Genomic DNA, 22809 nt, shown 5'->3' with positions numbered 1-22809 from the left:
AGGGACTCAGAGCCAGTCGCGCCGCTTGAAGATGACGTACAGACTGAAGCAGACGATCCCCATCAGGCCGATGGCGAAGGGGTATCCGAAGCTCCAGCCCAGCTCGGGCATGTTCTCGAAGTTCATGCCGTAGATCGTGCCGACCAGCGTCGGCGCGAACAGGATCGCCGCCCATGACGAGATCTTCTTGATCTCCTCGTTCTGTTCGAAGCCCGCCTCCGCCAGGGCTCGCATCTCGGCGTTCTGCTGCTGGGTGACCAGGGTGGCGTTGACCGTGAGGATGTCGGTGAGGGCCTGGCGGAAGCCGTCGACCCGCTCGCTGGTGTGGGTGACGTGGTCGGCGACGTCCCGCAGGTAGCGCTGGAGTTCCTCGTCCGTGCCGTACTTGGCGAAGCCCGCCATCAGGCCGTGCAGCATGCCGACCAGGGGACGGGTCGCGCGTTGGAACTCGACCATCTCGCGGGAGAGTTCGTAGATGCGGCGGGAGACCTCCGGGTCGCCCCGGAAGACCTCCGTCTCGATCTCGTCGATGTCGTTCTGGACCCCGGCGACGACCGGGACGTAGCCGTCCACCACCGCGTCGAGGATCGCGTACAACACCGCCTCCGGGCCCAGCTTCAGCAGGTCCGGGGACTCCTCCATCCTGCGGCGCACCGCCGACAGATCAGGCGCCGCGCCGTGCCGGACCGTGATCACGAAGTCGGGGCCGACGAAGACGTGCAGCTCGCCGAAGTCGACCTCCTCGGAGGCGTCCAGGTAGCGGGCCGCGCGCAGCACCACGAAGAGCGTGTCGCCGTACCGCTCCAGTTTGGGGCGCTGGTGCGCCTCCATCGCGTCCTCGACCGACAGCGGGTGCAGATCGAACTCGGCGGCCAGGGACAGCAGTTCGGACTCCGTCGGGCGGGCCAGGCCGATCCACGCCATGCCGGACGGCTGCTCGCGCAGCTCGCGGTAGGTCTCCGCGAGTGTGGCGGGGGAGGAGACCCGCAGGCCGTCCTGGTACAGGGCCGCCTGGACGATGCTCGCCGGTTCCGCCTCCGGGGCAGAAGGCTCGCCGGCGGGGTCGGGGGTACGCGGTGAAGCGGCCGGCGGCGCCAGGGGGCGGCGCCAGACGGACTTCCGGTTGTTCTTCGGCATCGGGCTGCCTCTCGGCCGACGTCCGGACGATCTCGGAGCAGGTTAACCGGGGCCCGCCGGGAAGCGGCATCGCGGACCGCGGCTGTCCGCAAGCGGTACTAGCGTGCGGAGCATGACGAAGTCGACGACCGCCCGGGGAACCGTTCTCGGCATCCGCGCCCTCAACCGCGCGACCCTCGACCGGCAGCTGCTGCTGCGCCGTACGCCCATGTCCGCGAAGGCGGCCCTGGAGCATCTCGTCGGCCTCCAGGCGCAGGAGGTCAAGCCGCCGTACTACGCGCTCGCCGCCCGGCTCGACGGTTTCCGGCCCGAGGAACTGGCCGGGCTGATGGAGCGGCGCGAGGCCGTGCGGATCGTCACCATCCGCTCGACGATCCACACGCACACCGCCGACGACAGCCTCACCCTGCGGCCCCTGGTGCAACCCGCCCGGGACCGGGAGATCAACATCTTCCGCAAGGGCCTCGTCGGCGTCGACCTGGACCGGCTCGCCGCCCTCGCCCGCGAGCTCGTCGAGGAGACGCCGAGGACCATGAAGCAGCTGCGCGAGGCCCTCAGCGCCGAGTGGCCGGACGCCGACCCGCAGGCCCTGGCCATCGCCGCCCGCTGCAAACTGCCGCTCGTCCAGACCACCCCGCGCGGAGTCTGGGGCCGCAGCGCCCAGGTCTCGCTGACCACCGCCGAACACTGGCTGGGCCGCGGCCCCGAACCCGCCGCGTCCGCCGACGCCACCGTCCTGCGCTATCTGGCCGCCTTCGGGCCCGCCTCCGTGAAGGACATGCAGACCTGGTGCGGACTGACCCGGATGCGCGCCGCCTTCGAGCGGCTCCGCCCGGAGCTGATCACCTTCCGCGACGAGAACGGCGTCGAGCTCTTCGACCTCCCCGACGCCCCCCGCCCCGACCCCGGGACCCCGGCCGCGCCGCGCTTCCTGCCGGAGTTCGACAACCTCCTGCTCTCCCACGCCGACCGCACCCGCGTGATCCCGCCCGCGAACCGCGGCCGCACCTGGCAGGTGAACACGGTCTACTGCCCGTTCCTCGTCGACGGCTTCCTCGCGGGCGTCTGGCGGATCCTCGACGACGCCCTCGTCATCGAGCCCTTCGGGGAGCTGACCAAGGCGCAGCGCGCGGAGGTCCTGGAGGAAGGCGCGTACCTGCTCCAGGTCATGCACCCGGGGTCGTCGTACGACATCCGGTTCGGGACCGTCCTCCCGTGACCGGACATGGATCGGGGGCGTTGCGGGCCGCTCGTGGAGGCCCGCAACGCCCCCTGGTATTGCACCTGAGGGATACTCAGGAGTCTTTGCCGGTCACGAGTTGACCTGCGCGGTCACCAGGCTGGAGAAGGTGGTCAGCCGGGTGTAGACACCCGGGTAACCGGCGTCCGCGCAGCCCTCGCCCCAGGAAGTGATCCCTGCCAGGACGCCCCCGACGAGCAGGGGACCGCCGCTGTCGCCCTGGCAGGTGTCAACGCCGCCGGAGGTGTATCCGGCGCAGACCATGTCGGACGCGACGAAGTCCGAACCGTAGGAACTCGCGCAGCTGGAGTTCGACACGATCGGCACCGTCGCCGTCCGCAGCTGGTTGGAGGAGCTGCCGCCCGCGGAAGTCGTGCCCCAGCCGACGATGCGGGCGGTGGTGCCGGCCGCGTAGACGCCCGTCTGCGTGGCGGAGACGTACGGCGCCGTGGTGTACGGCATCGACGTCGACAGCGTCAGTACGGCCACGTCGTCGCCGTTGGTGGCGTCGGTGTAGCTCGGGTGGATCCAGATCCTGCTCACCCGGCTGACCGTGCCGTTGGTGCCGTTGCGGTAGGTGCGGCCGCCGACGACTCTGACGCTGCTGGTGGTCTCGCCGACCATGCAGTGCGCGGCGGTGACGACCTTCGTCGGCGAGACGAGCGTGCCGCCGCAGAACTGGTTCTGCGAGGAGTCCGTGATCTGCATCATGAACGGGTACGCGGTGGTCGTGGTCGTCGTACCGCCCACGATGGGCTGGGGGGCCGCGGACGCCGAGGGGGCGACGCCGATCAGCGCGGTGGCCGCGGCTGCGGTCGCGGCGAGCGCGGCCGCGGTCTTCTTGGCACGGGTGAGCCCGAACATGAGTCTCCTCATTGGATGGCCGGTGGGGGGTCGCGCGGGTGTGGGGGTGAAGCACGGGGGTCTCGGGACAGACCCCCGTGTGCCCGGCGAGCGGCACGAGGCATACGCTAGGACCGGGTGGGTTCCCTTCCCAAGCAGGGAAGCCCCTAAGGGAGTTGGGCAGGGAAAACCCTCGGTCGGCCCCCGTTAAACCCCCGCTGCCGGTGAATCGGCCGGGATCTCAGTTGCCGGGACGGCCCGCCGCCAGTCTGACGATGTCGACGCGCGATCGGATCCCCAGCTTGCGGTAGACCCGCGTCAGCGTCGCCTCCACGGTCTTGACGCTGATGAACAGCCGCGCCGCGATCTCCCGGTTCGTCGCGCCCTCCATGACCAGCGCCGCGACCTGACGCTCCATCGAGGCGAGCGAGTCCAGCGCGTCCAGGGCGGCGGCAGGCGCCGGCGCCGGTTCCGCGGGCGGCGCCGACGCCGCCGACTCCACCTGACGCAGCCACGGCAGCGCCCGGCACCGCCGGAACAGCCGCGCCGCCTCGTCGTAGGTGGTCGGCCCCGGTCTGCGGGTGCCCAGGGCGGCCAGCGCGAAGGCCGCCCGCGCCTCCTCCAGGCCGTAGCCGAGCTTGGCCAGCCGGTCCTGCACGGACGTCAACTGGGCCAGGGCCCGTTCGCGCTCCCCGCGCTCCGCGCGCACCAGCGCCTCGGCGCGGTCCAGTACGGCCAGCACGCTCTCCCGGCCCAGGCGCAGCGCGTGCGCGCGGGCCGCGTCGATGACGTCCTGCGCCTCCTCGGCCTCCCCGATGCGCACCAGCGCCTCGGCGAGATCGCCGTGCCAGCGGCCGCGCGCCGGGTCGGTGATGCCGAGGCCCTGCTCCAGCTCGCGCACCCGGCGCAGCGAGGCGACCGCCGCCGACGCGTCCCCGGCCACCAGCTGGGCGTGACCGAGCGCGGCCAGGGCGCGCGAGACGTACATCTGGTCGCCGTCCCGCTCGGCGTGGTCCAGGGCCTCCCGGGCCAGCTCCAGCGCCCGGTCCAGATCGCCGCCCGCCCCCTCCGCGAGCGAGGTGAGCACGGCGGAGGCGACCTCGCCGATCCCGGTGTCCCGGGCCAGCCGGAGGCTCTCCCGGGCGAGGTCGAGGGCGCGGGCGCAGTGGCCGGTGCGCAGCTCGGTCTCGGCGAGCCCGCGCAGGAAGTGCACCTCGCTCTCGACCGAGCCGCGCCGCCGCACCTCGCGCAGCAGCGCCGTGACGGTGGCCCGCGCCTCGGGCAGCTGGTCGCTCATCACCAGCCAGCGGAACCGGGCGTAACCCGCGCCGTTGTGATGGCACGCCACCCTCGGGTCCTGCGGTTCGCGCAGCGCGCGCTTGATGGTCGCGGGTGCGTCCGGGTGGCCCATCAGGGTCTCGATCTGCGCGCGGAGCGCGAGGGCCATCAGCTCGGTGTAACGGTCCCGGCCCCGCGCCGCCAGTTCCGCGGAGTACGCGGCCTCCTCCCGGGCCGGGTCGAAGTCGCCGTCCACCAGCAGCGCCCGCCAGGCCAGCTGGTAGTGGATCCGGGCGAGCAGCCTCGGGTCGTCGCCGGCGTCGGCCAGCGCCTGCGGGAAGACGGCGTCGACCTCGGTCATGGCGTGCCCGGCGGTCTCGATGACGACGATCCAGGCCCGCACGCGCTCGGCCGGCACGGTCGACCGGGAGAGCACCTCGCGGGCGATGTCCCGGGCGAGGTCCAGCTCACCGGCGGTGATGGCGTCCTCGGCGGACTGGAGCAGCACCCCCTGCGGACTGTCCTCCGCCGGGGTGTGCCGCGCGGCCAGCCGGCCCAGCGCGGCGGCCACCGAGGGCGCGCCCCGGTCCCGGGCCAGGGCGGCGGCCTCCGCCAGCGAGGCGGCCACCTCCGGATCGGTGCCGGTGGTCGCGAGCGCCAGATGCCGGGCCCGCTCGATGGGGTCCGAGGCCGCCGTGGACAGCGCGGCATGCGCGGCGCGCCGCTCCTGGGCGGGCGCCTCCGCGTACAGCGCCGCCGAGATCAGCGGATGCGCGAAGCGTACGGCGGGCCCCTCGGACTCCGTGGCCAGCAGCCCGAGTTCCGCGGCCCGGGCGGTCTCCGCCTCGGCGTCCGTCCGGCCGGCCGCGTGCAGCAGGGCCAGCGTGGGGCGGGCGCCGGCGCTGGCCACCAGGAGGGTGTGCCGGGCGCCGGGGGAGAGCATCCGCAGTCGGCTCAGGACGAGGGCACGCAGCGAGGTCGGCACCGGCAGCGGCTCGCCCGGGCGGGGCGGGGTGGGGTTCTCGGCGAGCGCGCGGCCGAGTTCCAGCGCGAAGAGGGGGTTGCCGCCGCTGGTGCGGTGGATGTCGCGGACGGCGGAGCGGGGCAGCCCGGTGTAGCCGCGGTGGTCGAGCAGCGCCGCCACCTGGGTGCGGGAGAGCGGGCCGAGCCGCAGGGCCAGGGTGTCCGGTGGGGACGCGCGTAGATGGCGGTCGTACTCCTCGTCCTCGGTCCTCGCCGCGCACAGCATCCGGACCGGGGTGTCGCCGAGGCGCCGGGCGGCGAAGCCGAGGAGTTCGGCGCTGGCCGGATCCAGCCACTGGAGGTCGTCGGCGACGACCAGTACCGGGCCCTCGGCGGCGAGGGCGCGCAGGGCGGAGAGCACGGCGAGGCGCAGGGCGAGACCGTCGCGTTGCAGCGTGGACTCGCCCCGGCCGGTGAGCGCGGACTCCAGGGCGGTGCGCTGGGCGGCGGGCAGTTTGTCGCAAACCTCGTCGAGGACCAGGCCGAGGAGGTCGGCCAGGGCCAGGAAGGGAAGGTGGGATTCGGACTCGGTGGCCGAGCAGCGCAACACGGTCCGTGCCGCTTCGCCGTATTCCGCGGCCAATGCCCTGAGCACGGTCGACTTTCCTATTCCGGCGGGCCCGTGGAGCAGGACGCTGCCGCCACGGGCGAGCTGCTCACGCGCGGCCCCGACCGGCTCCTCCCGGCCGATGACCAGGTCGGGGCGGGATCTGGCAGGCTCCTGGAAGTCCCGTGGCACGGTCACCGCTCCCCTCCGTGTGGCGTGTCCTGGCCAATATTAGGCAACGGGTCTTTGAATTACGGAGCGCCTGCCGGGTGAGGGAAATAACAGCGCGGGGGCATAGGGAAATTCAGGGCACGGATGAATAAATGGGGGAGCGAGTGCCATGAGGTGACCCAGGTCGGGGCTTCCCACGTCAGGGGCGTGGGACCGTATCGATCCGTGGCCCCACCGCGTGGGTGCGACCGGCCAGGACGAGTCCCGCAGTCGCGCCCCGACCGGTCGAGGCACCCTCGCGGGCGCCCCTACGGCAGCAGCCCGGCCCGCCGTGCGGCGACGACGGCCTCTCCCCGCGTATGCGCGCCGAGCTTGCGCATGGCCGAGCGCAGGTACCCCTTCACGGTCTCGGCCCGCAGCCCGAGCCGCTCCGCGGCCACGCCGTTCGTCGCGCCCCCCGCCACACAGGCCAGCACATCCAGCTCACGGGGGGCGAGACCGACCCCCTCCGTCGCCCCCTCCCCGGACAGCAGCCCGCACACGGACAGCAGCTCCGCCCGCAACCCCGGATCAGCAACCCTCGGCGCCAGCGCCCGCAGCGCCGCATGCGCCTCCCGCACCTGCTCCCAGGCGGCCCCCTCCCCCCGCCGCTCCGCCGCGGGCCGCACCGCGTCCATCAAGGACCGCGCCGACTCCTGCGCCACCAGCGCCTGCTCCACGTCCCGCGCGGCGGAAACCGCCGCCGACAGCGTCCGGTCCCCGAGCGGCTGCGCGGTGCGCAGGGCGCCGTACAGGACCCCGCGCACCCGGCGCCGTACGACGACCGGGACGGCGAGCACGGAGCGCAGCCCCTCCGTGGCGACGGCGGTGTCGTACTCGTGGCTGATCTGCCGTGAGGAGGAGTAGTCCGTCACCGCGCACGGCCGCGCCAGCGCCAGCGCACGCCCGCCGAGCCCGGTGCCGGAGGTCACGGCGAGGCGGCGCAGCGAGTGCGTGGCCGTGCCGCTCAGTTCGCTGATGAGCATCCGCGGCCGGGCCGGGTCCACCAGGCCGCCGAACGCGACCGGCAGCCCGGTCGAGCGCCGCAGCCGGACCAGCGCGCCGCGGATCTCCACCGCTCCGGTGACATCTGCTGTCAACTGCCCGACCTTCCCCTGCGGCGTACACCCCCGTTCGGGGGTAGTGAGAGCTGCATCACGGATTACACGATGGAACAGAGCCGCCCGGCAACGGTCCGGGAACGAGGAGGACAGATGACGACGGCCACCGAGGACTTCCGCAGGGCCCGGGACTTCCTGCTGGAACACCGCGAGGACTACGCCACGGCCTACGACGGCTTCGACTGGCCCCGGCCCGAGCTGTTCAACTGGGCGCTCGACTGGTTCGACGTCATCGCGGAGGGCAACGACCGCACCGCGCTCCACATCGTCGAGGAGGACGGCGCCGAGGCGAAGCTGACCTTCGCCGAGATGTCCGCCCGCTCCAACCGGGTCGCCAACTGGTTGCGCCAAAGGGGCGTGGGCGCCGAGGACCGCGTCCTCGTCATGCTCGGCAACCAGACCGAGCTGTGGGAGACGGCACTGGCCGCCATGAAGCTGCGCGCGGTCGTCATCCCGGCGACCCCGCTGCTCGGCCCGGCCGATCTGCGCGACCGGGTGGAGCGCGGCCGGGTACGGCACGTGATCGTGCGGTCCGAGGACACCGACAAGTTCGCCGAGGTGCCCGGCGACTACACCCGCCTGGCCGTCGGGGGCGCGCGCGAGGGCTGGCTGTCGTACGAGGACGCCTACGCGGCCTCCGCCGCCTTCGCCCCGGACGCCCCCACCCGCGCGGACGACCCGCTGATGCTCTACTTCACCTCCGGGACCACCGCCCGGCCCAAACTGGTGGAGCACACCCACGTCTCGTACCCGGTCGGGCATCTGGCCACCATGTACTGGATCGGCCTGAAACCCGGTGACGTGCACCTCAACATCTCCTCCCCGGGCTGGGCCAAGCACGCCTGGTCCAATCTGTTCGCGCCGTGGAACGCCGAGGCGACCGTCTTCCTGCACAACTACACGCGCTTCGACGCGGCCCGGCTGATGGCGGAGATGGACCGCGCGGGCGTGACCACCTTCTGCGCCCCGCCGACGGTGTGGCGGATGCTCATCCAGGCCGACCTGTCCGCGCTGCGCACTCCGCCGCGCGAGGTCGTGGCGGCGGGCGAGCCGCTGAACCCCGAGGTCATCGAACAGGTCCGGCGGGCCTGGGACGTGACGATCAGGGACGGCTTCGGGCAGACCGAGACCGCCGTCCAGGTCTCCAACAGCCCTGGCCAGCCCCTGAAGACGGGTTCCATGGGCCGCCCCAGCCCCGGCTACCGGGTGGAGCTGCTGGACCCGGTCTCCGGCGCGCCCGGTGCCGACGAGGGGGAGATCGCCCTCGACCTGTCGGCCCGCCCGGTCGGTCTGATGACCGGCTACCACGGTGACGCCGACCGAACGGCGGAGGCGATGGCGGGCGGTTACTACCGCACCGGGGACATCGCGTCGAGGGACGAGGACGGCTATCTGACCTACGTCGGGCGCAGCGACGACGTCTTCAAGGCGTCCGACTACAAGATCAGCCCCTTCGAGCTGGAGAGCGCGCTGCTGGAGCACGAGGCCGTCGCCGAGGCCGCCGTCGTACCCGCCCCCGACGAGCTGCGGCTCGCCGTCCCCAAGGCCTACGTCGTCCTGGCCGAGGGCTGGGAGCCGGGACCCGACACCGCGAAGGTCCTCTTCGAGCACTCCCGCGAGGTCCTCGCCCCCTACAAGCGCGTTCGCCGACTGGAGTTCGCGCCGCTGCCCAAGACCGTCTCCGGCAAGATCCGCCGGATCGAGTTGCGCGAGGCCACGGCGGCCGGCTCGGACGCCGAGTACCGCGAGGAGGACTTCCGGTGACCGCACTGTCGTACACGCACGGCACGGGCCCGACCGCTCTCCTCGGGGAGACGATCGGGGACAACCTGGCGCGTACGGCCGCGACCTGGCCGGAGCGGGAGGCGCTGGTCGACGTGCCCTCGGGGCGGCGCTGGACCTACGCGCAACTCCTGTCGGCCGTCGACGAGTTGGCGTACGCGCTGCTCGCGAGCGGGGTCGCCAAGGGGGACCGGGTCGGCATCTGGGCGGTCAACTGTCCCGAGTGGGTGCTCGTCCAGTACGCCACCGCGCGCATCGGCGCGATCATGGTGAACATCAACCCGGCGTACCGCGTGCACGAGGTCGAGTACGTGCTGAAACAGGCCGGGATCTCGCTGCTCTTCGCCTCCCTCGGCCACAAGGGCAGCGACTACCGGGCGATGGTGGACGAGGTCCGGGGCAACTGCCCCGAGCTGCGCGAGGCCGTGTACTTCGGCGACGCGGGCTGGGACGCGCTGCTCGCCCGCGCCACCCCGGCCGCGCTGCCGGACGACCTGTCCTGCGACGACCCGGTCAACATCCAGTACACCTCGGGCACCACCGGCTTCCCCAAGGGCGCCACGCTCTCCCACCACAACATCCTCAACAACGGATACTTCGTAGGGGAGTTGATCGCCTACAGCGAGCAGGACCGGGTGTGCATCCCGGTGCCCTTCTATCACTGCTTCGGCATGGTGATGGGGAATCTGGCCGCTACGTCCCATGGCGCCTGCATGGTCATCCCCGCCCCGTCCTTCGAGCCGAAGGCCACGCTGGAGGCGGTCCAGCGGGAGCGGTGCACCTCGCTCTACGGGGTCCCGACCATGTTCATCGCGGAGCTGAACCTCCCCGACTTCGCGAGGTACGACCTCTCCTCGCTGCGCACCGGCATCATGGCGGGCTCGCCCTGTCCGGTGGAGGTGATGAAGCGGGTGGTCACCGAGATGAACATGGCCGAGGTGTCGATCTGTTACGGCATGACGGAGACCTCGCCCGTCTCCACGCAGACCCGGCGGGACGACGACCTGGAGCACCGCACCGCCACCGTCGGCCGGGTCCTGCCGCACGTCGAGGTGAAGATCGTCGACCCGGCCACCGGCGTCACCCAACCGCGTGGCACGGCGGGGGAGTTGTGCACCCGCGGCTACGGCGTGATGCTCGGCTACTGGAACGAGCCGGAGAAGACCGCCGAGGCCGTCGACAGCGCTCGCTGGATGCACACCGGTGATCTCGCGACGATGCGCGAGGACGGCTACGTCGAGATCGTCGGCCGGATCAAGGACATGATCATCCGGGGTGGCGAGAACATCTACCCGCGCGAGATCGAGGAGTTCCTCTACGGCCACCCCAAGATCGCGGACGTCCAGGTGGTCGGCGTCCCGCACGAGCGCTACGGCGAGGAGGTGCTCGCCTGCGTCATCGCACGCGACGCGGCCGACCCGCCCACCCTCGAGGACGTGCGGGCCTTCTGCGAAGGGCAGTTGGCGCACTACAAGATCCCGGCCCGGGTGGAGGTCCTCGACGCCTTCCCGATGACGGTGTCCGGAAAGGTGCGCAAGATCGAGCTGCGGCACCGCTACGCCGGCTGATCCGCCCCCGGGCACTCGATCAGGCGGCCCACGGCCCTCAAGCTCTGTCGTCAACCTCCCGCCCGCCCGCCCTTCGGGCGGACGCCGGGAGGTTGACGACAGGGCTTAGGATCAGGTGCCCTTGGGGGTGGTTATGGGCAGGCAGCGCCCTGGTTCGCCGACGCTGGAAGAGGTCGCGGCCCTGGCCGGTGTCGGGCGGGGGACCGTCTCACGGGTCATCAACAACGCGTCGGGCGTGAAGGATTCGACGCGCCGGACCGTCGAGCGGGCCATCGCCGAACTGGGCTATGTGCCCAACCTGGCGGCCCGCTCCCTGGCCGGGCGGCGCGCGGACGCCGTAGCGCTGGCGATGACCGAGCGGGACTGGCGGCTGTTCGGGGAACCCTTCTTCTCGGAGATCGTCCAGTCCGTCGGCGACACCCTCGCCGAGACCTCGGTCCAGCTGCTGCTCACCCTCGTCCGCACCGACGCCGAGCGGCGGCGCCTCGTGGAGTACGCGCGCGGTGGACGGGTGGACGGGGTCCTGCTGATGTCCGTACGGGCCGAGGACCGGCTGCCGGACATGCTCGCCGAGGCCGGACTGCCCACGGTGCTGCTCGGCCGTCGCTCGGGCGACGAGAACGTCACGTACGTGGACGCGGACAACGTGGGCGGCGCCCGTGAGGCCGTGGAGCACCTGGTGCGCGGGGGGCGCGCACGGATCGCCGCCGTCACCGGGCCGCTCGACATGTACGTCACCCAGTGCCGGTTGCGCGGCTACCGGGAAGCCCTGGTCGACGCGGGCCTGGAGCCGTTGCCCTCGCTGGTCGTCGAGGGCGACTTCACCGAGGGCAGCGGGCGCCGGGCGACGGCCGAGCTCCTGGAACGGCACCCGGACGTCGACGCCGTGTTCGCCGCCTCGGACACCATGGCCGCCGGTGCGCTGGGCGTGCTGCGGGCCGCCGGGCGGCGGGTGCCCGAGGACGTCGCGGTCATCGGCTTCGACGACTTCCTGCTCGCCCAGCACACCGACCCTCCGCTGACGACGGTCCGCCAGCCGATGGAGGAGATCGGGCGGACCATGGTGCGGCTGCTGCTGGAGGAGATGGAGCGGCCCGAGGTGGCCTGGCGGCACGTCATCCTGCGCACCCGGTTGGTGGTGCGCAGCTCCGCCTGAGCCCGCTCCGCCTCGCAATATTTCGGGAGCGCTCCCAGAACGTCGGGCGGCCTGCGACACCTTTCGGGCTGACCTGCTACTTCGAAAATCCTTCGACACAGTCGTTGCGCACGGGGTTGTCAGGGACATGGGAGGACTCCTACAGTCCGGACTCAACCGGTGGGTGGGAGCGCTCCCATCAATGGGGAGTTGGGAGCGCTCCCGTAACGACCCGTCCGGATCTTCCGTGAGGCGCGACCTGTCCGGAACTCCTCCCGAGAGGCACCCGCATGCGACCGTTACCGCACCGTCCCCGCACCGCGCGCGGCCTGTTCGCCGCGCTGCTCTGCGCTCTCGCCGCCGTCGCGGCACTCCTCGTCGCGACCCCGCCGGCCCAGGCCGACACCGTGATCTGCGAGCAGTACGGATCGACGGTCATCCAGGGGCGCTACGTCGTCCAGAACAACCGCTGGGGCACGAGCGCCGCCCAGTGCGTCACCGCCACCGACACCGGCTTCCGGCTCACGCAGGCCGACGGCTCGGTCCCCACCAACGGCGCCCCGAAGTCGTACCCCTCGGTCTTCAACGGCTGTCACTACACGAACTGTTCGCCGGGCACGAACCTCCCGGCCCAGGTCAGCACCATCTCCAGCGCGCCCAGCAGCATCTCGTACGGCTATGTGTCGAACGCCGTCTACAACGCCTCGTACGACATCTGGCTGGACCCGACGCCCCGCACCGACGGCGTCAACCGGACCGAGATCATGATCTGGTTCAACCGGGTCGGGCCGATCCAGCCGATCGGCTCCCCGGTCGGCACCGCCTCCGTGGGCGGGCGCTCCTGGGAGGTGTGGACCGGGAGCAACGGCTCCAACGACGTGATCTCCTTCGTCGCCCCCTCGGCGATCAGCAGCTGGAGCTTCGACGTCATGGACTTCGTCGACCAGGCCGTCGCCCGCGGCCTGGCGCAGAGCAACTGGTACCTGACGAGCGTTCAGGCCGGGTTCGAGCCCTGGCAGAACGGCGCGGGTCTGGCCGTGAACTCCTTCTCCTCCGCCGTCAACCTCGGCGGCGGCGGTGACCCGGGCGGCCCCGGTGAGCCGACCACGGCCTGCCAGGTGACGTACGCGACCAACGTCTGGCAGGGCGGCTTCACCGCCGACGTCACGGTCAAGAACACCGGTTCCGCCGCCGTGAGCAACTGGCGGCTCGGCTTCACCCTGCCCTCCGGACAGCGCGTCACCAACTCCTGGAACGCCACCCTGTCCGGCTCCTCCGGCGCGGTGACGGCGAGCCCCGTGGCGCACAACGCGCAGATCGCCGCCGGGGGCAGCCAGACCTTCGGCTTCCAGGGCACCTACAGCGGCACGTTCACCAAGCCCACCGGATTCAGCCTGAACGGCACCGCCTGCACCAGCGCGTGACCCACGCCGGTGCGCCGCACCGGCCCTGTACGGGGCCCGCCCCGCCTTCCCGCACCGACGGGGGCGGGCCCCGGCCCCCTCCTCCGCCCCTCCGGCCCGCACCCGGAAAGGCCCGCCGCCCATGAGCCCGAGCCGCATCCTGCCCGCACGCCGCCCCGCGTCCCCGCGCCGCCCCGCGATCGTCGCCGCGCTGTGCGCCGCGGCACTCACCCTGACCGGTCTCGCCGCCGCCCCGCCCACCGAGCTCCCGACGGCCGCCGCCGCCCTTCCCTACCAGGACCCCTCCGTGCCGGTGCCCGAGCGCGTCGCCGACCTGCTCTCCCGGATGACGCTCGACGACAAGCTCGGGCAGATGACCCAGGTCGAGAAGGACGCGCTCGTCCCGCAGTCCGACCTCGCCGGCTACCGCATCGGCTCGGTGCTCTCCGGCGGCGACTCGACGGTCAGCCCCAACAACGCCCAGACCTGGGCCGACACATACGACTCCCTCCAGCGCACCGCCCTCGGCACCCCGCTCGGCATCCCGATGATCTACGGCATCGACGCGGTGCACGGCCACAACGCGGTGCGCGGCGCCACCCTCTTCCCGCACAACATCGGCCTCGGGGCCACCCGTGATCCGGCGCTGGTGCAGCGCGTCGGACGCGCGGTGGCCGAGGAGGTGGCCGGGACCGGGATCGACTGGTCCTTCGCGCCCTGTCTGTGCGTGGCCCGCAACGACCGGTGGGGCCGCACCTACGAGTCGTTCGGGGAGAAGCCCGAACTGCCCACGTCCATGGCCACGTTCGTCACCGGACTGCAGGGCACGAGTGTGGGCGGCGACGCGGCGTCGGTGCTCGCCACGGCCAAGCACTACCTCGGCGACGGCGGCACCACCGGAGGCGTCGACCAGGGCAACACCGCGCTGTCCGAGGCCGAGCTGCGCGCGATCCACCTGCCGCCCTTCCAGGAGGCGGTACGGCGGGGCGTGGGCTCGGTGATGCTCTCGTACAGCAGCTGGAACGGGGTGAAGTCGCACGCCCACAAGTACCTGGTCACCGATGTGCTCAAGGGTGAACTGGGCTTCTCCGGCTTCGTCGTGTCGGACTGGGCGGGGGTCGACCAGCTCGACGGGCAGAGCGGCTTCACCGGCGCCGAGATCGCCACGGCGGTCAACGCCGGGGTCGACATGGTGATGGTCCCGCACGACTACCGGAAGTTCCTCACCCTGCTGCGCGGCGAGGTGACCGCCGGGCGCGTCCCGCTCGCCCGCGTCGACGACGCCAATCGGCGCATCCTCACCAAGAAGTTCCAGCTCGGCCTGTTCGAAAGGCCGCTCACCGACCGCTCGTTGACACCGTCCGTCGGCTCCGCCGAACACCGGGCGCTCGCCCGGCAGGCCGTGCGGCAGTCGCAGGTGCTGCTGAAGAACGACGGCGGCGTCCTGCCGCTCGCGAAGACCGCCAAGCTGTTCGTGGCCGGCAAGTCCGCCGACGACATCGGCAACCAGAGCGGCGGCTGGACGCTGGGCTGGCAGGGCCGCAGCGGGCCCGTGACCGAGGGCACCACGATCCTCCAGGGCATCCGCGCCGCCGCGAGCGACTCGTCCCGGATCACGTACGACCGGTACGGCAACGGCATCGACGGCAGCTACACGGCCGCCGTGGCCGTGGTCGGGGAGACCCCCTACGCCGAGATGCACGGCGACCGGCCCGGGAGCATGGGCCTCGACCAGGAGGACCTGCAGACGCTGGCCAGGCTGAAGGCGAGCGGGGTGCCCGTCGTGGTGGTCCTGGTGTCCGGGCGTCCACTCGACATCGCCGCTCAACTGCCCGACTGGCGGGCCCTGCTGGCCGCCTGGCTGCCCGGCACCGAGGGCAACGGCGTCTCGGACGTGCTCTTCGGCGACCACGCCCCGACCGGCAGACTCCCCATGACCTGGATGCGCGCCGCCTCCCAGCAGCCCATCAACGACGGCGACGGCCAGAGCCCGCTCTTCCCGTACGGGCACGGCCTGACCTACGGCACCGATCCCGGCCCCGACCCGGATCCGGACCCTGAGCCCACGCCCAAGGCCTGCACCGGTCAGTTCAAGGTGGTCTCGTCCTGGTCCGGCGGCTACCAGGCCGAGGTGACCGTCAAGAACACCGGCACCGACCCGCTCAGCGGCTGGTCCGTCGCCTGGGACCTGGGCGGCTCCACGGTCACCAGCCTGTGGAACGGCTCCCTGACCGTCGCCCAGGGCCGCGCGACCGTCCGCAACGCCGCCCACAACGGCGCCCTGTCTCCCGGCGCCACCACCTCATTCGGCTTCACCGCCAACGGCGGCGCGGGCACGCCCGCTCCGCAGTGCACCGGCTCCTGACGTACGACCGGCACACCCGCACGTACCACCGAGGAGGGCACGATGACCAACCCGACCAGAGCCGACGGCGCCTCGCTGCCGCGCACACGCCGACGACGGTCGGCAGCCCTGGCCACCGCCCTGGCCACCCTGATGCTCGGGGTGGCGGGCCAGATCGCGGGACAGCCCGCGGCAGCGGCGGAAGCTCATGTCGACAACCCCTTCGCGGGGGCGACCTTCTACCTCAACCCCGACTACGCCGAGCACGTGGACACGTCCATCGCGCAGACCTCCGACGCCGCGCTCAAGGCGAAGATGGAGAAGGTCAAGAGCTATCCGACCGCCGTCTGGATGGACCGGATCGCGGCCGTCCACGGCGGGGAGGCCAACGCGGGACGCAAGAGCCTGGCCGACCACCTCGACCTGGCGCTCGCCCAGAAGAAGCCCGGACAGCCGATCACCGCCACCTTCGTGGTCTACGACCTGCCGGGCCGGGACTGCGCCGCCCTCGCCTCCAGCGGCGAACTCCCGCTCACGCAGGCGGGTCTGAACCGCTACAAGACCGAGTACATCGACGTCATCGCGAACGTCATGAAGAACCCCAAGTACCAGGACATCCGCATCACCACGGTCGTCGAGCCCGACAGCCTGCCCAACCTGGTCACCAACACCTCCGACCCGGAGTGCGCCCAGGCCAAGAGCAGCGGCATCTACGTCGAGGGCATCCGATACGCCCTGGACAAGCTGCACGCGATCCCGAACGTGTACACCTACCTGGACTACGCGCACTCCGGCTGGCTCGGCTGGGACAACAACCTCACCCAGACCGTGCAGCAGTACACCGAGGTGGCCAGGGGCACCGCGGCCGGGCTGAGCAGCGTCGACGGGCTGATCACGAACGTCGCGAACTACACGCCGCTGGAGGAGCCGTTCCTGACCAACCCCGACAAGACGGTCGGCGGCAACATGGTCAAGTCGGGCAAGTTCTACGAGTGGAACCCCAACTTCGACGAGGTGGACTTCACGAAGAACGTGCACCGGGCGCTGGTCTCGGCGGGCTGGCCCGCCGCCACCGGCCTGGTGATCGACACCTCCCGCAACGGCTGGGGCGGCGCCGCGCGGCCCACCGCGGAGAGCACCAGCACCACCCTCGACACCTACGTCAACGAGTCCAAGGCCGACCGCCGCGCCCACCGCGGCCTGTGGTGCAACGCGAGCGGTGCCGGGCTCGGACAGCCTCCGCAGGCCGCGCCCTCGGGCTACCCCGACTCGCACCTCGACGCCTTCCTGTGGGTCAAGCCGCCGGGGGAGTCCGACGGGGCCAGCGAGGACATCCCCAATGAGGAGGGCAAGCGCGCGGACCCGATGTGCGACCCCGACTACACCGCGTCCAACGCCGGCAACAACAAGACCGGGGCGCTGCCCGACGCACCGCTGGCCGGCCACTGGTTCCACAACCAGTTCCTGATGCTGGTGCGCAACGCCTATCCTGCCGTGCCGACGGGCGGCACCGACCCGGGTGACACCACCGCCCCGACCGCCCCGACCGGACTACAGGCCACCGCCAAGACCGCCAGCAGCGTCTCCCTGGCCTGGACCGCGGCCACCGACAACGTGGGCGTGACCGGGTACGACGTGTACCGCAACGGCACCCGGGTCGGTTCGCCGGCCGCCGGCACCACGTACACGGACACCGGGCTGAGCGCCGCCACGGCCTACAGCTACACCGTGCGGGCCCGCGACGCGGCCGGGAACGTCTCCGCCGCCTCCACCGCCCTGAGCGTCACCACCGAGACGGGCGGCGGCGGCCCCGACCCCGCGGGCGGCCTGAAGGTCGCGTACAAGAACAACGACTCCTCGGCCACCGACAACGCCATCCGCCCCGGCCTGCGGATCACCAACACCGGCAGCGCCGCTCTCGACCTGACCGGGGTGACCGCCCGCTACTACTTCACCCGGGACGGCGGCTCGTCCACCGTGAACGCCTGGTGCGACTACGCCGCGGTCGGCTGCTCCAACCTCAAGCTCCGGGTCGTCCCGCTGAGCACGCCGGTCGCGGGCGCGGACGCCTACCTCGAGGTCGGGTTCTCGGCCGGCTCGCTGGCCGCGGGCCGGGACAGCGGTGACATCCAGCTCCGGATGGCCAAGTCCGACTGGTCCGCGTTCAACGAGGTCGGCGACTACAGCCGTACCACCGCCACGACGTACACCGACGCCCCGGCGGTCCCCGGCTACCTCGGCACCGTCCTGGCCTGGGGCGCACCGCCCGCCTGATCCGCGTACTTCCCCACACTCCCCTGCCCGCCCGGAGCGACCGTGTCCCCGGGCGGGCGGGGGCTCCACAGCGGACAGCCACGGAACGACAGGAGGCACACCATGGTTCGACGCAGAAACCGGCTTCTCTCCTGGGCGGCGGTGCTCGCCACCCTGCTCAGCGGTCTCGGTCTGGCCCTGCTCGGGCAGGGCAGCGCGCAGGCGCACGGGGTGGCGATGATGCCCGGATCGCGGACCTATCTCTGCTATCTGGACGCCAAGACCGGCACCGGCGCCCTGGACCCGACGAACCCGGCGTGCAAGGCCGCGCTGGCGGAGAGCGGATCGACGGCGCTGTACAACTGGTTCGCCGTGCTCGACTCCAACGCGGGCGGGCGCGGGGCGGGTTACGTGCCGGACGGCAAACTGTGCAGCGCCGGTGACCGCTCCCCGTACAACTTCACCGGCTACAACGCCGCCCGCGCCGACTGGCCCCGCACGCATCTGACCTCCGGGAAGAGCATGCAGGTCAGGTACAGCAACTGGGCCGCCCACCCGGGCGACTTCCGGGTGTACCTGTCCAAGCCCGGCTACTCGCCCAGCACCGAGCTGGGCTGGGACGACCTGGAGCTCATCCAGACCGTCACCAACCCCGCCCAGTCGGGCTCGCCGGGCAGCGAGTCCGGGCACTACTTCTGGAACCTGAACCTGCCCGCGGGACGCTCGGGTGACGCGGTGCTGTTCATCCAGTGGGTGCGCTCGGACAGCCAGGAGAACTTCTTCTCCTGCTCCGACATCGTCTTCGACGGCGGCAACGGCGAGGTGACGGGCATCCGCGGCTCGGGCGGTACGCCGACCCCGACCCCGACGCCCACACCGACTCCCACCCCGACCGACCCGCACACCGGCTGCATGGCCGTCTACACCGTGACGAACTCCTGGAGCGGCGGCTTCCAGGGCTCCGTCGAGGTGATGAACCACAACACGGCTCCGCTCACCGGCTGGGCCGTGCGCTGGCAGCCGGGCACCGGAACCCGGCTGAACAGTGTCTGGAACGGCGCGCTGAGCACCGGAACCGACGGCACGGTCACGGTCAGGAACGTTGACCACAACCGGAGCGTCCCGCCGGACGGCAGCGTCACCTTCGGCTTCACCGCCACCTCCACGGGCAACAACCACCCGGTCGGCTCGATCGGCTGCGTCAATCCGTAACGGGCCCTTCCCCGGCGCCGGCTCCCACCCCCCGGGAGCCGGCGCACTCGTGTGCGCGGGCCGTCAGCCGGTAGGGGAGTCGAGGGCGTCGGCGTGGTCGTTGACCGGTTGCGGAGTGCCGGTGAGGTCCAGCACGAACAGGGGAACGCCGAGGGCGTCGGCGCGGGCGCGGGCGTCGGGGGCGTATCCGGCGAGGGAGAAGTAGACGCAGTCCGAGGACTCGGTCATGGCGGTCAGCCACAGGCACTCCACGTCCCGGACCGAAGCCGGGCGCACGGTCGGGTCCACCTGTGCGACCAGGCCGTGGGCGGCGAGGCCGATACCGGCGGGGGGCCGCTGGTCGGCGCGACGGAGGTCCCGGTAGCCGAGCCAGCGCAGATAGAGCGCGGCGGCCGTGACGGCGTCCCGGGCGGTGCGGATCGTCACGGGCTGGAAGGGCGCGCGCCGGCGTGGCCGGCCGGTGCCGGTCGCGAGCGGGTCGGTGCGGGGGCCGCTCCCGGTGCCGGGTTCGGCCGCGGAGAGGGTGCCCGCGACCGGGATCCGCACGGCCGTCCCGCACGGGCATCCCAGCTCCGGATGCGGCCACTGAGCGCGTCGGCCGCAGGAGGCGCACTCCACGGTCACCCACTCCTCCGCCCACGCGCGATGCGTGACGGCGGACGGGGTGCCGCGGGGGTCCAGCGGCGGGGTGACGGGGGCGCCGCAGACACACGGATACGACGCAGCCGCGTACTGGTGCTCACGTCTGCAGACCGGGCAGCACACCGCCACGCTCTGGGGCATGGCCCCATGGTCCTCCCGCGCACCCCGGCCTGTCCGTCTCTTGACGCGCTTCGTCGCCCCTCTTACTCTGCTTCCAGATAGTAGAAATTACTTTCCGCAATACGGAAGAGCATCAACCGCGGGGCGCGACGGGCATGCGAATCCGACAGCCGAAGCAGGAGTACTCGATGGCTCGAATGACCGCTGCCCGTGCGGCAGTTGAGATCCTCAAGCGCGAGGGCGTCAGCAACGCGTTCGGTGTGCCCGGCGCGGCGATCAACCCCTTCTACGCGGCGCTCAAGGCCTCCGGTGGCATCCACCACACCCTCGCCCGCCACGTCGAGGGCGCCTCGCACATGGCGGAGGGCTACACCCGCACCCACGCCGGCAACATCGGCGTGTGCATCGGCACCTCGGGCCCGGCCGGCACCGACATGATCACCGGTCTGTACTCGGCCATCGGTGACTCCATCCCGATCCTGTGCATCACGGGCCAGGCCCCGACCGCCGTGATCCACAAAGAGGACTTCCAGGCCGTCGACATCGCCTCGATCGCCAAGCCGGTCACGAAAATGGCGGTGACCGTCCTGGAGGCCGCCCAGGTTCCCGGCGTCTTCCAGCAGGCCTTCCACCTGATGCGCTCCGGCCGTCCCGGACCGGTCCTGATCGACCTGCCGATCGACGTCCAGCTCACCGAGATCGAGTTCGACCCGGAGACGTACGAGCCGCTCCCGGTCTACAAGCCGGTCGCGACCCGCGCCCAGATCGAGAAGGCGATCGGGATGCTGAACGCCTCCGAGCGGCCGCTGATCGTCGCGGGCGGCGGTGTCATCAACGCCGACGCCGCCGACCTCCTCGTCGAGTTCGCCGAGCTGACCGGCACCCCGGTCGTCCCGACCCTGATGGGCTGGGGCGTCCTGCCGGACGACCACGAGCTGAACGCCGGCATGGTGGGCCTGCAGACCTCGCACCGCTACGGCAACGCGACCTTCCTGGAGTCCGACTTCGTCCTCGGCATCGGCAACCGCTGGGCCAACCGGCACACCGGCAAGCTGGACGTCTACACGGCCGGGCGGAAGTTCGTCCACGTCGACGTCGAGCCCACCCAGATCGGCAAGATCTTCGCCCCGGACTACGGCATCGCCTCCGACGCCAAGGCCGCGCTGGAGCTCTTCGTCGAGGTGGCACGGGAGTTGAAGGCGGCCGGCAGGCTGCCCGACCGCGCTGCCTGGTCCGCCTCCGCCCAGGAGAAGAAGGCGACCCTCCAGCGCCGTACGCACTTCGACGACATCCCGATCAAGCCGCAGCGCGTGTACGAGGAGATGAACAAGGCCTTCGGCCCGGAGACCCGGTACGTCTCCACCATCGGCCTCTCGCAGATCGCCGGCGCCCAGATGCTGCACGTCTTCCGGCCGCGGCACTGGATCAACTGCGGCCAGGCCGGTCCCCTCGGCTGGACGATCCCGGCCGCGTTGGGCGTCGCCAAGGCCGACCCTCAGGCGCCGGTCGTCGCCCTCTCCGGCGACTACGACTTCCAGTTCATGATCGAGGAGCTGGCGGTCGGGGCGCAGCACAGGATCCCGTACGTCCATGTCCTGGTGAACAACTCCTACCTGGGCCTGATCCGCCAGGCTCAGCGGGCCTTCGACATCGACTTCCAGGTCAAGCTGGAGTTCGAGAACATCAACTCGCCCGAGCTGGGCGTGTACGGCGTCGACCACGTCAAGGTCGCCGAGGGTCTCGGCTGCAAGGCGATCCGGGTGACCGACCCGGCCGAGCTGGGTGCCGCCTTCGAGCAGGCCAAGAAGCTCGCCGCCGAGTTCCAGGTGCCGGTGGTCGTCGAGGCGATCCTCGAGCGCGTCACCAACATCTCCATGTCGGGCACCAACGACATCAGCAATGTCGTGGAGTTCGAGGAGATCGCGACCGAGCCCGGCCACGCGCCGACCTCGATCAAGACGCTGAAGGTCTGACCCACAGGTCAGTGCGGGGCGGCCCGACCCGGGTGGGGGTGGGGCCGCCCCGCTTCGTCGTTGCGGACAGAGCTTCCCGGGGAGTGTCAGTCCCCGCCGCCCCCGCCTCCGCCGCAGCCGTATCCGCCCGAGCTGTAGCCGCCCGAGCCGTACTCGCTGCCGGCCTCCATCTCGTCGGTGAGGGCCCTGCGCAGGCCGGTGATCGGGCTGACGGAGTGCCGGCCGCCGGTCCCGCCCCGGTCGCGGCCGCGTCCGACGAGCCCCTGCGCCTCGGCGTAGCCGGGCAGCAGCGCGGTCAGCGCCCGGTCGCCGTGGAGCGCGACGGCCAGCGACAGCTCCTCGTGGGTCAGACCCTCCGCGTCCGAGGGGAGCGGGTGCAGGCGCCGCAGCTCCGCCAGCCGGCGGCGGCCGGCGCGGGTCGGGCCGGGGAGGGCGGAGCGCAGCAGCCCGGCCGCGGTGAGCTCGCGGCGCAGGCGCTTCAGGGCATGGCGTACGACGTACCGGGTGAGCAACTCCCGCAGCCCGGCGGGCCGGTAGAGCCCGACGCGGACCGCCTTCTCCAGTGGATGCCAGGGCCCGGAGCCGTCCTCGGGCGTCCTCGACCTGCGCAGGGTGCCGGGCCGGCCGGCTTCGACGACACCCCGCCGGTGCAGCGCCACCACGGCCGTGATGACGGCGGCGCGGGGGCCACCGCGCAGCAGGGCTGTCCCGTAGGGCTCCGGTGGGCGCTGCGTACCGCCGTTCATGACCCGCAGCCCAACGGCAGGCAGATCCGGTGGGCCGCTGGTGGGCGTCGGCTGCCGCAGCTCAGGACCCTCGGCTGGGCCGGCCCGTGGGCCGCTGCCGGGTGCTTCGTGTCGCCGTTCATGACCCGCCGCCGAGCGGCAGGCAGATCCGGTGGGCCGCTGGTGGGCGTCGGCTGCCGCAGCTCAGGACCCTCGGCTGGGCCGGCCCGTGGGCCGCTGCCGGGTGCTTCGT

Annotated in this window: 15 protein-coding genes; 9 read left to right on the top strand and 6 right to left on the bottom strand. The window is 72.0% G+C overall.

Features of this window, described 5'->3' with window-relative positions; translation table 11 throughout:
- Positions 1–6 precede the first annotated feature (6 nt).
- Positions 7–1137: a magnesium and cobalt transport protein CorA gene (locus tag ACWDRW_RS17770; RefSeq protein ID WP_451724177.1), complete on the bottom strand. Its 1131-nt coding sequence runs from the start codon at positions 1135–1137 to the stop codon at positions 7–9.
- Between the two features lie 112 nt (positions 1138–1249).
- On the opposite strand from ACWDRW_RS17770, the gene ACWDRW_RS17765 reads away from it, so the two are divergent.
- Positions 1250–2356, top strand: a complete 1107-nt coding sequence (locus ACWDRW_RS17765) for a winged helix DNA-binding domain-containing protein (RefSeq protein WP_451724175.1) — start codon at positions 1250–1252, stop codon at positions 2354–2356.
- A 93-nt stretch (positions 2357–2449) separates the two neighbouring features.
- Here the strand turns inward: ACWDRW_RS17765 and ACWDRW_RS17760 are convergent, their stop codons facing one another.
- The 3 genes from ACWDRW_RS17760 to ACWDRW_RS17750 form a co-directional block, all read right to left on the bottom strand.
- Positions 2450–3241 (bottom strand): S1 family peptidase, encoded by a 792-nt coding sequence (locus ACWDRW_RS17760; RefSeq protein WP_451724173.1) that lies wholly within the window; start codon positions 3239–3241, stop codon positions 2450–2452.
- Positions 3242–3461: 220 nt separating this feature from the next.
- Positions 3462–6266 (bottom strand): AAA family ATPase, encoded by a 2805-nt coding sequence (locus ACWDRW_RS17755; RefSeq protein ID WP_451724171.1) that lies wholly within the window; start codon positions 6264–6266, stop codon positions 3462–3464.
- 281 nt (positions 6267–6547) lie between these two features.
- Complete coding sequence (locus ACWDRW_RS17750) at positions 6548–7378, bottom strand: response regulator transcription factor (protein WP_451724169.1); 831 nt, start codon at positions 7376–7378, stop codon at positions 6548–6550.
- A gap of 114 nt (positions 7379–7492) precedes the next feature.
- On the opposite strand from ACWDRW_RS17750, the gene ACWDRW_RS17745 reads away from it, so the two are divergent.
- The 7 genes from ACWDRW_RS17745 to ACWDRW_RS17715 all read left to right on the top strand — a co-directional run bounded on the left by ACWDRW_RS17745 (position 7493) and on the right by ACWDRW_RS17715 (position 19096).
- Positions 7493–9163, top strand: coding sequence for an AMP-binding protein (locus ACWDRW_RS17745; protein WP_451724168.1), 1671 nt, complete (start codon positions 7493–7495; stop codon positions 9161–9163).
- Positions 9160–10749: an AMP-binding protein gene (locus ACWDRW_RS17740; protein WP_451724167.1), complete on the top strand. Its 1590-nt coding sequence runs from the start codon at positions 9160–9162 to the stop codon at positions 10747–10749. The genes ACWDRW_RS17745 and ACWDRW_RS17740 overlap by 4 nt, the downstream gene beginning before the upstream one ends.
- 133 nt (positions 10750–10882) lie before the next feature.
- Positions 10883–11905, top strand: a complete 1023-nt coding sequence (locus tag ACWDRW_RS17735; protein WP_451724164.1) for a LacI family DNA-binding transcriptional regulator — start codon at positions 10883–10885, stop codon at positions 11903–11905.
- Positions 11906–12174: 269 nt separating this feature from the next.
- Positions 12175–13308, top strand: coding sequence for a GH12 family glycosyl hydrolase domain-containing protein (locus tag ACWDRW_RS17730; RefSeq protein ID WP_451724163.1), 1134 nt, complete (start codon positions 12175–12177; stop codon positions 13306–13308).
- A 121-nt stretch (positions 13309–13429) separates the two neighbouring features.
- Positions 13430–15652, top strand: a complete 2223-nt coding sequence (locus ACWDRW_RS17725) for a glycoside hydrolase family 3 N-terminal domain-containing protein (protein WP_451724162.1) — start codon at positions 13430–13432, stop codon at positions 15650–15652.
- Positions 15653–15694: 42 nt separating this feature from the next.
- Positions 15695–17905 (top strand): glycoside hydrolase family 6 protein, encoded by a 2211-nt coding sequence (locus tag ACWDRW_RS17720; RefSeq protein ID WP_451724160.1) that lies wholly within the window; start codon positions 15695–15697, stop codon positions 17903–17905.
- A gap of 102 nt (positions 17906–18007) precedes the next feature.
- The gene (locus ACWDRW_RS17715; protein WP_451724158.1) at positions 18008–19096 is read left to right on the top strand and encodes a lytic polysaccharide monooxygenase auxiliary activity family 9 protein; all 1089 of its coding nucleotides are present in this window, start codon (positions 18008–18010) and stop codon (positions 19094–19096) included.
- A 63-nt stretch (positions 19097–19159) separates the two neighbouring features.
- Here ACWDRW_RS17715 and ACWDRW_RS17710 read toward each other — a convergent pair whose 3' ends face one another.
- Complete coding sequence (locus ACWDRW_RS17710) at positions 19160–19879, bottom strand: hypothetical protein (RefSeq protein ID WP_451724157.1); 720 nt, start codon at positions 19877–19879, stop codon at positions 19160–19162.
- A 167-nt stretch (positions 19880–20046) separates the two neighbouring features.
- On the opposite strand from ACWDRW_RS17710, the gene gcl reads away from it, so the two are divergent.
- Complete coding sequence (gene gcl / locus ACWDRW_RS17705) at positions 20047–21831, top strand: glyoxylate carboligase (RefSeq protein WP_451724155.1); 1785 nt, start codon at positions 20047–20049, stop codon at positions 21829–21831.
- 86 nt (positions 21832–21917) lie between these two features.
- Here the strand turns inward: gcl and ACWDRW_RS17700 are convergent, their stop codons facing one another.
- On the bottom strand, positions 21918–22577 hold the full coding sequence (locus tag ACWDRW_RS17700) for a TIGR04222 domain-containing membrane protein (RefSeq protein ID WP_451724154.1): 660 nt from the start codon (positions 22575–22577) through the stop codon (positions 21918–21920).
- Positions 22578–22809: the final 232 nt, after the last annotated feature.

This window comes from Streptomyces sp. NPDC003635 (genome assembly GCF_053587635.1).
Note: the sequence above shows the minus strand (reverse complement) of the source record. Positions and strands in the feature narration are given on the sequence as shown.

What these genes read in the sequence shown, in the direction of transcription:
- ACWDRW_RS17735 (WP_451724164.1), top strand. Translation starts at nt 10,883, where the DNA reads ATGGGCAGGCAGCGCCCTGGTTCGCCGACGCTGGAAGAGGTCGCGGCC.
- gcl (WP_451724155.1), top strand. Translation starts at nt 20,047, where the DNA reads ATGGCTCGAATGACCGCTGCCCGTGCGGCAGTTGAGATCCTCAAGCGC.
- ACWDRW_RS17730 (WP_451724163.1), top strand. Translation starts at nt 12,175, where the DNA reads ATGCGACCGTTACCGCACCGTCCCCGCACCGCGCGCGGCCTGTTCGCC.
- ACWDRW_RS17700 (WP_451724154.1), bottom strand. Translation starts at nt 22,577, where the DNA reads ATGAACGGCGGTACGCAGCGCCCACCGGAGCCCTACGGGACAGCCCTG.
- ACWDRW_RS17745 (WP_451724168.1), top strand. Translation starts at nt 7,493, where the DNA reads ATGACGACGGCCACCGAGGACTTCCGCAGGGCCCGGGACTTCCTGCTG.
- ACWDRW_RS17765 (WP_451724175.1), top strand. Translation starts at nt 1,250, where the DNA reads ATGACGAAGTCGACGACCGCCCGGGGAACCGTTCTCGGCATCCGCGCC.
- ACWDRW_RS17760 (WP_451724173.1), bottom strand. Translation starts at nt 3,241, where the DNA reads ATGTTCGGGCTCACCCGTGCCAAGAAGACCGCGGCCGCGCTCGCCGCG.
- ACWDRW_RS17770 (WP_451724177.1), bottom strand. Translation starts at nt 1,137, where the DNA reads ATGCCGAAGAACAACCGGAAGTCCGTCTGGCGCCGCCCCCTGGCGCCG.
- ACWDRW_RS17720 (WP_451724160.1), top strand. Translation starts at nt 15,695, where the DNA reads ATGACCAACCCGACCAGAGCCGACGGCGCCTCGCTGCCGCGCACACGC.
- ACWDRW_RS17715 (WP_451724158.1), top strand. Translation starts at nt 18,008, where the DNA reads ATGGTTCGACGCAGAAACCGGCTTCTCTCCTGGGCGGCGGTGCTCGCC.
- ACWDRW_RS17725 (WP_451724162.1), top strand. Translation starts at nt 13,430, where the DNA reads ATGAGCCCGAGCCGCATCCTGCCCGCACGCCGCCCCGCGTCCCCGCGC.
- ACWDRW_RS17710 (WP_451724157.1), bottom strand. Translation starts at nt 19,879, where the DNA reads ATGCCCCAGAGCGTGGCGGTGTGCTGCCCGGTCTGCAGACGTGAGCAC.